This is a genomic window from Pseudotabrizicola sp. (assembly GCF_030684215.1).
GTDB lineage: Bacteria > Pseudomonadota > Alphaproteobacteria > Rhodobacterales > Rhodobacteraceae > Pseudotabrizicola.
This window is the reverse complement of sequence record NZ_JAUXOV010000040.1, coordinates 103,126-112,654: the sequence shown is the minus strand read 5'-3', so window position 1 is coordinate 112,654 and position 9,529 is coordinate 103,126. Positions and strand designations below refer to the sequence as shown.

Genomic DNA, 9,529 nt, shown 5'->3' with positions numbered 1-9,529 from the left:
CGGTGCCTTGCTCTTCCACCTCCTGAGCAAGCTTTACGAGCGCACCAGCGTCATCATCACCACCAACCTGAGCTTCGCCGAGTGGGCCACGGTCTTTGGGGGCGCCAAAATGACCACCGCGCTGCTCGATCGCCTCACCCATCGCTGCCACATTCTGGAGACCGGCAACGATAGCTTCCGCTTCAAGGCCAGCTCCGAAACAGCGAAAAAGAAACGGAAGGAAACACCAGCATTGACGCCATCATGACACGCAGAACATAACCACTGGATGGGTCAGTTCTCGGTGACAAGGCCGGGTCAAATCTCAGTGGCAATCAACACGTCAGGCCCCACAGCGCCTTGGGATACCGTCCCCCAGCGCCGGAAACCATCGTCCAGATAGACCCGAGGCCCACCATGCACTAACATTCAGACCAGACCACTCGATGGGGGGCAGTCCAATGGGGCCGGGGCGATCGGCAGCATGTTCCAGATCGGCTCGACCCCGTGCGCTTCCCGATGCGCGCCAATGAACGAAACCCAAACATGGGCATCGGCGGCATCACAATGCCTTTGCTGTCCTCCCGCAACATTCATGGCCGCTCTATCTGCTTTCATAACGTCGCCAGACCCGGTAAGTATCGCGATCTTTGCAGTTTCGGGAAAAACCATGGCGCAGAATGCAACCATTTACAAAGTTGAGCTCTCCGTCTCCGACATGGATCGTCACTATTATGAGACCCATAAACTAACAGTTGCCAAGCATCCCTCAGAGACGGACGAGCGTCTGATGGTGCGCATCATCGCTTTTGCGCTCAATGCCCATGAGAATCTGGAAATGACGAAGGGTATTTCAACGGATGACGAGCCAGACATTTGGCAGAAAAGCCTGAGCGGCGAGCTTGATGTTTGGGTAGCCCTTGGGCTTCCCAGCGAAAAGGTGATGCGTCAATCCTGTAGCAAGGCTGACAGGGTGATTGTCTATCCTTACGGCGGCAGGACGGCCGAGATGTGGTGGAGCAAGATCAAAAACAGCACCACCCGCTTTGAGAATCTTCAAGTGGTGAGTTTTTCCGAGAAAGACACAGGCGAACTGGCAAAGCTGGCAAGCCGTGCAATGAAGCTACAAATCAACATCCAAGACGGTGAAGTGATGGTCAGTCTCGGCGAGAGCATCGTTTACGTTACCCCGCAAAAATGGAAAAGTGCTGCATAAGTCACGGGTGCCGACCGCAGTGACAGAACTGCGTTCCTTGGTGGTGTCCGCGGACAGGCTTTTTTGATAGGGGGATCGCGCAAGAGCGATGTGGCTTGCCGTATCTGCAGAGGCCGAATCTGTGGCTATATCCTTCACAACCTGCCAAGCTCTGTCGGATGACAATTCGAGAGACTTTCGCGAGAGTTGGGACGCGGAAGATCAAAGCAGGAATTTTTCCTCTTTGGCTCGACTCACCAGACGTGGTGCCAGCGGCTTGAACCAAACACGAAAGCCCAGTTGCAACGTTTGATGCAGTTTGATTCCGCCGCATGCTGGCGGCACCAAACCTCCGGCGCACAAGGAGCTTGTTTTGATTGGATTTGACCTTGGGCTGAAGCAACGCACCTCGCTTGCGATGACCCCGGTCTTGCGAGAAGCCATTGGCTTTATGGTGATGTCTAACACTGAACTGTCTGCGCGGCTGGCTGATCTTGCGCTTGCGGGGGCAATTATTAAGGTCACCTCTGGTCCCGAGGCCCACGACTGGTTTTCCTTACTCCGCCAGATCAAGCCGCCAACCTCGGGCCGTCAGTGCCAGCCACCTGAGGTCCACTCTGGGCCGGGTGGGTTCGATGCGGAACGACTTGCGCAGGCCGATGCCGGACTTATCGTGCATGTGCAAGCCCAGCTTGCGCTACTTGTGCGGAACCCTGAAGATCTGCGGATCGCGCATAGTTTCCTGTTTGCTTTGGAGCCTTCGGGCTGGCTTTGCGCAAGCCTCGCAGAGATTGCAGCCGACGCAAAATGTTCGGTTCCCCGTGCTGAAATGGTTTTGCGCCAGCTGCAAACGGCAGAGCCGACCGGACTCTTTGCGCGATCCCTTGCGGAATGTCTGGCCCTGCAAGCCGAGGAACAAGGCCTGCTGACGCCCGCCTTTGCCGCAATGCTGCGCAATCTGCCGCTTTTGGCTGCGGGCGAGACCGACGCATTGGCCGATGCCTGCGGGTGCGACGTTGACATGGTGCTGGACATGGCGCGCGCTTTGCGGCGGCTGAATCCGAAACCAGGGGCGGCCTTTTCAGATGGATCTGCCGTCGCGCGCCCGTGCGATCTGATTTTGCGCCAAGACAGCGAAGGCTGGATACTGGAATTGAATGCTCAGACGGCTCCTGCCCTTCACCTTGAGCTTAGCAAGGATGCCCCTCTTCAGGCCTTGCAAGAGGCCCGGTCCCTGATACAGGCGGTCGAGCGGCGGCACGCCACGGTTCTGACAATCGCGACTGAAATCATCGTGCGCCAAGATGGCTTTTTGCGTGGCAGCGCCCCGCTTGCCGCCCTGACAATCAACGATCTGGCATCGGCCACTGGCTTGCACCGAAGCACGGTCAGTCGGGTGACGGCGGCGCTGACCATGTCATTGCCAAAGCGGACCGTTGGGTTGCGTGGATTGCTGTGTGCCTCTGCACCGGCGGCTCGGCGCCAAGAAGAGCCGCTTTCGGTTCAGGCAGTGTTGGAGCGGATGCGAAAACTGGTGGCCATGGAAGATGGGTCCAACCCATTGACGGATGAAGCCCTTGCAAAACTGCTGCTGCCCGACGGTGTAGCTCTGGCGCGGCGCACTGTTACGAAATACCGCAAACTGGCGGGCATTCCTTCCAGACCGGCACGCCGGGATGCGTGAAGCGCAAACCACGCCGCGTGCAATTCGCGCCTGAGGCCGCGCCGACCAGCCTAAAGCGCCGTCAAATTCTGGCACGGACTGTGCATAACTGCATTTGTCCGCATCGGAAAGGACCAAGCACCCGAAAACGGGGCTCACTCATAAGGGAGAATTCCAATGAACGCACTGCCGCGCCTTTTACTGGCCACTGCTTTGGCCACATCCCCTGCCCTGATGCCTGCCGCAGTGGCGGCCGAGGACCTGATCATCGGCTTCACGCTCGATGCCGACACACTCGACCCCGCCAATCACCGCAAACGAGAGACAGAGACGGTCATCAGAAACATCTACGACGGCCTTTTAACGCGTGACCCGGATATGCGTGTCGTGCCCGAAATCGCAGAGTCGATGACGCAGGTTTCGCCCACGATCTATGATTTCAAGATCCGCTCGGGCATCAAGTTTCATGACGGCACAGACATGACGGCCGAAGATGTCAAGTTCAGCCTTGATCGCGTGACGGTCGAGGGAGCCATGGGCGATGGCCAGACAAGCCCGCGACAGGGCCTGATGGGGCCGGTTGCATCGGTCGAGATCGTCGACGGTGACACTGTCCGCATCACGCTGAAGGAACCTTGGCCGATCTTGCCTGCGATGCTGCCAAACCAACAGATCGTCTCAAAGGCCTTTGTCGAAGCCAATGGCACCGCCGGAATGGCGACAATGACAAATGGCACCGGACCGTTCAAATTGGGCGAGTGGCGCAAGGGTGATGCAATCATCCTTCAGCGCTTTGACGACTATTACGGCGGCGCGCCCGATATCGAACCAGTCGGAGCGGCCTGCGTTGACCGGGCGATCTTCAAGATCATTCCGGAAAGCGCGAGCCGTGTCGCAGCGCTTCTGGCGGGTGACGTTCATATCATCAACGAACTGCCAACGTTTTCGATCGCACAGGTCAAAGCGAATGCGGGAACCGATGTCATGACGGTAAACGGCACACGCAGCTTCTTTCTGGCCATGAACATGCAAGGCGAGGTGTTTGATGATCTGAAGGTGCGTCAGGCGGCAGCCCATGCCATCGACAAAAATCTGATCATCGACCGTATCCTTGACGGCACTGCCGCCCGGATCGAAGGTATCCTGTCACCCGATGCTTTCGGGGCAAGCGAGCTGCCCGCCGTTGCCTATGACCCGGAAAAGGCAAAGGCACTGCTGGCCGAGGCTGGGTATCCTGATGGCATTGCCATCACCATGGATACGGAAGGCGCCTTCAAAGATACAGCTGAGGCGATCGCCTCGATGCTGACAAACGCAGGCATCCGCACAACGGTTGCGGTTGGCGAAAGCGCGCAACTGACCGAAAAATGGCGCACCGCTGGCAAGCCAAAATCAGGTGACATGTATTTCTCCAGCTGGGGGAATGGCTCACTTGACCCGTTCGATATTTTCACGCCGACGCACAAGACGAATGATCGGGGAAATTCGGCGGGCTATGCCAATCCCGCACTGGATACGCTGCTGGATTCTGCTGCGATTGAAATGGATGTGGACAAGCGCGCCGCGATGTACCGCGAGGCCGAATTGATGATCAACGCCGATCAACCCTACGTCTATCTCTGGGTTCCGCAGGACATCTACGGCGTCTCTAAGAAGCTGTCCGGCTGGAAGCCTAGCGCTGACAGCAGGATCAATCTGCACGACGCCTGCATCAACTGATCAACGATCACAAACATAGGGGGCGAGCATGAGTCTGAGCAGATTACTGGAACGTTTGCTGCAACTTATACCCGTCCTGTTGGGTGTCAGCGCCATCGCCTTTCTGATGATGGCGCTGACACCGGGCGACCCGGTTCAGATCATGATCGGCGACCAGTCGATCACACCTGAACAGGAAGCCGAACTGCGGCGCGGCCTTGGTCTTGACCGGCCCTTGCTGGAACGGTTTTTCATCTTTCTTCGCAACGCATTGCAATTCGATTTTGGCACTAGTTTCTACCACCGTCGCCCGGTCAGTGACGTGATTGCCGAACGCCTGCCCGCAACGATCGAGCTGAGCCTTGTCGCGCTGATCGTGGCCTTGGTCACCGCGATTCCGCTGGGGGTGTTGGCCGCCATCCGCAAGAATTCCATCCTTGACCGGCTTGCGACCGTGGGCTCGCTGCTGGGGGTGTCGCTGCCGGGGTTCTGGTTTGGCATCCTGCTGATCATGCTGTTCGCGGTGCATCTGCAAATCCTGCCGGTCTCGGGCCGGATCGGCTATTCAAGTGAGGTGCCAACGATCACGGGTTTTCTGCTGATCGATACGCTGCTTCACCGTGATCTTGCGGCCTTTGGCGACGCTTTGCGCCACATCCTGCTGCCCGCCATCACACTGGGCCTGCCGATGACTGCCATTCTGATGCGCGTCACCCGCGCCTCGATGCTGGAGGTGCTGCGTCAGGATTACGTTACCTTTGCCGAGGCCAAGGGTCTGTCGCGCCGACGCGTTCTGTTTCGCCATGCCCTGAAAAATGCTTTGATCCCAACCGTTTCGGTTGCCGCCATTGAAACCGGCAGCCTGTTGGGGGGCAATATGATCGTGGAAGCCGTGTTTGGCTGGCCTGGTCTTGGGCGGCTGGTGGTGGAAAGCATTTTCTTGCGCAACTACCCGCTCGTGCAGGCCGCGGTGCTGCTCTACGCGGTCACTTATGTGCTGCTGAACTTTGTCGCCGACATTCTCTACACCATCCTGAACCCGAGGGTGAAGCTGTGACCGACGCAACCCTTTCCCATACCCCGCCCGCAGACTCGCTGTTTCGGCGCAATCTGCGCGACTTTCGCCGCAACCGTCTGGCGATGGTCTCGGTCATCGTGGTCCTGATCTTTGTCATCATGACAGTCGCGGCTCCGCTCGTGGCCCCACATGACCCCAATCAGACCGACCTGTTTCGCCGTTTGCAGCCCCCCGCATGGATGGAGGGGGGCGATTGGGCCTTTGTGCTTGGCTGTGACGGACTGGGCCGCGATATCCTGTCGCGCATCATCTACGGCGCACGCATTTCAATCTTTATCGGGGTTGTCGTGATCGTTCTGGCCACGGGTGTTGGTATTCTGGCCGGTCTGGCCGCAGGGTATTTTCGGGGCTGGGTCGATGTGGTGATCGGGCGGATCGTGGATATCCTGCTGGGCTTTCCCTATCTGATCTTTGCCATCGGCCTTATGGCCATGATGGGGCCGGGCCTGTTCAATATCGTGCTGGCGCTGGCCTATAAAGAGTGGGTCATTCCATGCCGCGTGGTGCGGGGCGAAACGCTTGCGGTGCGCGAGTTGGAATATGTCGAGGCGGCCCGTGCGTTAGGTGCCGGGTCAGGCCATATCATGTGGCGCGAGATCCTGCCCAACATCATGTCGCCGGTGATTGTCGTCTCTACGATCCGCATGGCCAATGTCATAATCCTTGAGGCGTCACTGTCGTTCCTGGGGTTGGGGGTGCAGCCCCCCACGGCAAGCTGGGGCAGCATGGTGTCGGATGGCCGCTCCTTTATCCTTGAGGCGTGGTGGGTATCTACCTTTCCGGGCCTTGCGATCGTACTTTTGGTTCTGGCCATCAATGTGGCCAGCCAGGGGTTGCGCGACGCCTTTGACCCGAGGTTCAGCGAATGACCGTTCTTCTTGAAGTCACAAACCTGCGCACCGAGTTTTCTGCACGGGCCGGTCTGGTGCGGGCGGTGGATGGGGTAAGCCTGCAGATATCGCGCGGCGAATGTCTGGGGGTGGTGGGCGAAAGCGGTTCGGGTAAATCCGTCACATTCGCGTCAATCATGGGGCTGGTGCGCCCGCCCGGACGAGTCACACAGGGCACGATTTTTTTCGATGGTTGCGACCTGCGCGGGATGTCACCGGAAGAGATGCGCGCTGTTCGCGGTCGCGATATCGCGATGACGATGCAAGACGCGCTGACGGCGTTGAACCCTGCCTTGACAGTAGGGGAGCAGCTGGCGGAAGTGTTGATCGCGCATGACGAGACGCTGCCCACCGGTCGCGCGGCCCGCCACAACGCGATCAAGGATCGGTGCGTCGAGATGCTGGGCCTTGTCGGCATCCCTTCCCCGGACTCGCGTCTGCGCCAGTATCCGCATGAATTCTCGGGCGGGATGCGGCAGCGGATCATGATCGCCATTGCTCTGGCCTGCCGCCCCAAGTTGTTGATTGCCGATGAGCCGACCACAGCGCTGGACGTCACCATTCAGGCTCAGGTGCTGGAGCTGATCTCGGACATCCGGGCGCAGATGGGCATGGCTGTGGCACTGATCACGCATGACCTTGGCGTGGTGGCCGAACATTGCGACCGCGTGATGGTGATGTACGCCGGTCAGGTGGTGGAAGAAGGACCGACCGATGATGTGATTGGCCACCCGCGTCACCCCTATACGCGCGGACTGCTGGCATCGATCCCACGCCCTGCGATGCGCGGGCAACCCCTGACACCGATCGTGGGACAGGTGCCCAATCTGATGGGTCTTGCGCCGCAGTGCCGGTTCCATTCGCGCTGCCCGCTGGCGCAACCCAGCTGTCTGGTAGAGGTGCCGATGCTGCCTGTCGGTCCCGGCCGACGCGCCCGGTGTTTGCGACTGGAGGAAACCGCATGAGCTTGCTTCAAGTCACCAATCTCTCAAAGCACTACGAAGGCCGCCTGTCATTGGCGCAGCGCCTGACCGGTGGGCGCAAATCGGTGGTGCGGGCCGTGAACGGTGTGTCTTTATACGTCAATAAGGGCGAGGTTCTGGGCCTGATCGGTGAAAGTGGCTGCGGCAAATCCACGTTGGGCCGCGCGATCCTGCGCCTGCATGAACCGACCGAAGGAAAGGTTGAATTTGACGGCACAGATGTGACGGCGCTTTCGCCCTCGGCGCTCAAGGCGATCCGCAGGCGGATGCAGATCATCTTCCAAGACCCCTACGCCAGTCTGAACCCGCGTCGCACTGTTGCCGAAATCGTTGGGCTTCCCTTGGCGTTGCACGGCATCGCAAGCGGAGACGAAGCACGCGCAATGACCACGCAGGTCTTGCAACGCGTGGGCCTGCAGGCTGACCAGATTGACCGCTATCCCCATCAGTTTTCGGGCGGACAGCGGCAGCGCATCGGCATCGCACGGGCGCTGGTCTCAAACCCCGAATTCATCGTCTGTGATGAACCGGTGTCTGCGTTGGATGTGTCGATTCAGGCGCAGATCATCGCGCTTTTGCTGGAGCTGAAGCAGGAACTGGGGCTGACCTATCTGTTCATCAGCCACGACATTTCGGTGATCGGATACCTGAGCGACCGCGTCGCCGTGATGTATCTGGGCGAAATTGTTGAAACCGGGCCTGTCGCGTCGGTTCTGGACAATCCGCGCCACCCCTATACCCAAAGCCTGTTGTCAGCGGTGCCTGAAATTGGCGCCAAGCGTGCAAAAGGCCGGGTGCGACTGCAAGGCGATCTGCCGTCGCCCTTGAACCCTCCCAAAGGGTGCAAGTTTCACACACGCTGTCCTTTGGCAATTCCAGCTTGTCAGACGCTTGCCCCTGTCACGCAAACTGTCGGTCTTGACCATTTCGCCGCCTGTCACCGCCTTGAAGAAGGGCTGAGCCTGTTGGAAAGCGCACGATGATAGAGGTTTCGGCAAACGGCACAGCCTATGAACGAGGCAAGGCGCAGGCAGGCGCGGCATCGGCAGATAAAGTTCGGCAAGCTACGATTGCCCGCGTCGAGCGGGCAAGTGCCGAAGGTCTGATTGACACTGCAGCCGAGACCTATCTGGCGGCGCAACGTCAGTTTCATGAGCGCCATGACCCCGAAGGGATGGCCGAACTTTCGGGCGTGGCAGCGGCCTTTGGTCTGTCAGAGCCAGACCTGTTTGCCCATCTTCATCTTGGCACCTTGCGTGACATCAAGGGTGGGGCTGTCTTGCTCGACGGGTGCAGCGCATGGGTGGTGCCTTCTGGTCCAGAGGGCGCGCTTGTGGTGAAAAACCGCGACACATCCGGGATTGCCGTAGGCGTACAATGCGTGTTGCGCCATTCCGGCCCCGATATCTTGACGGGCCAAGTCCTCAGCCTTGGCAGCCTTGGCAGTCTGGCCGTGTGGTCATCGGGCATCAACGCGGCCGGGCTTGCGGTGGCTGACACGCAGGTTGCCGTGAACCGGCACCGCGTCGGCTGGCTGCGCTATTTCCTTTTACCGCGGCTGCTGGCCCGCGCCCGCACGGTGGCCGAGGCTGTGGCCATGATCCGCAGCCTGCCGCATGCGGGGGGCGGCACGCTGGTTCTGGCGGATCGTGAGGGGGCAACGGCGGCGGTCGAGCTTTCTGCGGCAGGTCCGGTCATCACACAAGGCGGCGTGCAATGGCGGACCAACCATTACACCACACCGCAGACGCGTGCGGAAACGCTTGGCCCGGACGGCGACAAGATTGCAGGCAACTCGCACCTCCGGTTTGATTTCCTTGGTCGCATATTGCCGGATCAGGACTGGACTGTGCCCAAGGCAAAAGCATTGATGTCCACCCATCCTGGTTCTAGCACGGCGCCCCTCTGCCAGCACGCCGACGGCGTCAATGATGCTGAAACCATTTCCTCGGTGGTTTATTCCTGTAGTGTTGGCGGGATGGAGATCAGTGACGGGACACCCTGTCTGGGCCAATGGCAAAGGATCAAACCCTGCCGGTGATC

9 protein-coding genes are annotated in these 9,529 nt (G+C 59.3%); all 9 read left to right on the top strand.

Annotation, left to right across the window (positions count from 1 at the left end; translation table 11 throughout):
• A partial coding sequence (locus Q8K08_RS08390; protein ID WP_305249763.1) for an ATP-binding protein occupies window positions 1-247 on the top strand: 247 nt, incomplete at its 5' end.
• A gap of 402 nt (window positions 248-649) precedes the next feature.
• Window positions 650-1,195 (top strand): YaeQ family protein, encoded by a 546-nt coding sequence (locus Q8K08_RS08385; protein WP_304796867.1) that lies wholly within the window; start codon window positions 650-652, stop codon window positions 1,193-1,195.
• 352 nt (window positions 1,196-1,547) lie between these two features.
• The gene (locus Q8K08_RS08380; RefSeq protein ID WP_305249762.1) at window positions 1,548-2,858 is read left to right on the top strand and encodes an RNA polymerase sigma-54 factor; all 1,311 of its coding nucleotides are present in this window, start codon (window positions 1,548-1,550) and stop codon (window positions 2,856-2,858) included.
• Window positions 2,859-3,014: 156 nt separating this feature from the next.
• Window positions 3,015-4,556, top strand: a complete 1,542-nt coding sequence (locus Q8K08_RS08375; RefSeq protein WP_304803021.1) for an ABC transporter substrate-binding protein — start codon at window positions 3,015-3,017, stop codon at window positions 4,554-4,556.
• Window positions 4,557-4,584: 28 nt separating this feature from the next.
• Window positions 4,585-5,592, top strand: a complete 1,008-nt coding sequence (locus tag Q8K08_RS08370; RefSeq protein WP_304803019.1) for an ABC transporter permease — start codon at window positions 4,585-4,587, stop codon at window positions 5,590-5,592.
• Window positions 5,589-6,482, top strand: coding sequence for an ABC transporter permease (locus tag Q8K08_RS08365; protein ID WP_305249761.1), 894 nt, complete (start codon window positions 5,589-5,591; stop codon window positions 6,480-6,482). Before Q8K08_RS08370 ends, Q8K08_RS08365 begins: the two co-directional genes overlap by 4 nt.
• Window positions 6,479-7,468: an ABC transporter ATP-binding protein gene (locus Q8K08_RS08360; RefSeq protein WP_304803015.1), complete on the top strand. Its 990-nt coding sequence runs from the start codon at window positions 6,479-6,481 to the stop codon at window positions 7,466-7,468. Before Q8K08_RS08365 ends, Q8K08_RS08360 begins: the two co-directional genes overlap by 4 nt.
• Window positions 7,465-8,469 (top strand): ABC transporter ATP-binding protein, encoded by a 1,005-nt coding sequence (locus tag Q8K08_RS08355; protein ID WP_305249760.1) that lies wholly within the window; start codon window positions 7,465-7,467, stop codon window positions 8,467-8,469. Before Q8K08_RS08360 ends, Q8K08_RS08355 begins: the two co-directional genes overlap by 4 nt.
• Complete coding sequence (locus tag Q8K08_RS08350; protein WP_304800874.1) at window positions 8,466-9,527, top strand: C45 family peptidase; 1,062 nt, start codon at window positions 8,466-8,468, stop codon at window positions 9,525-9,527. Before Q8K08_RS08355 ends, Q8K08_RS08350 begins: the two co-directional genes overlap by 4 nt.
• Window positions 9,528-9,529: the final 2 nt, after the last annotated feature.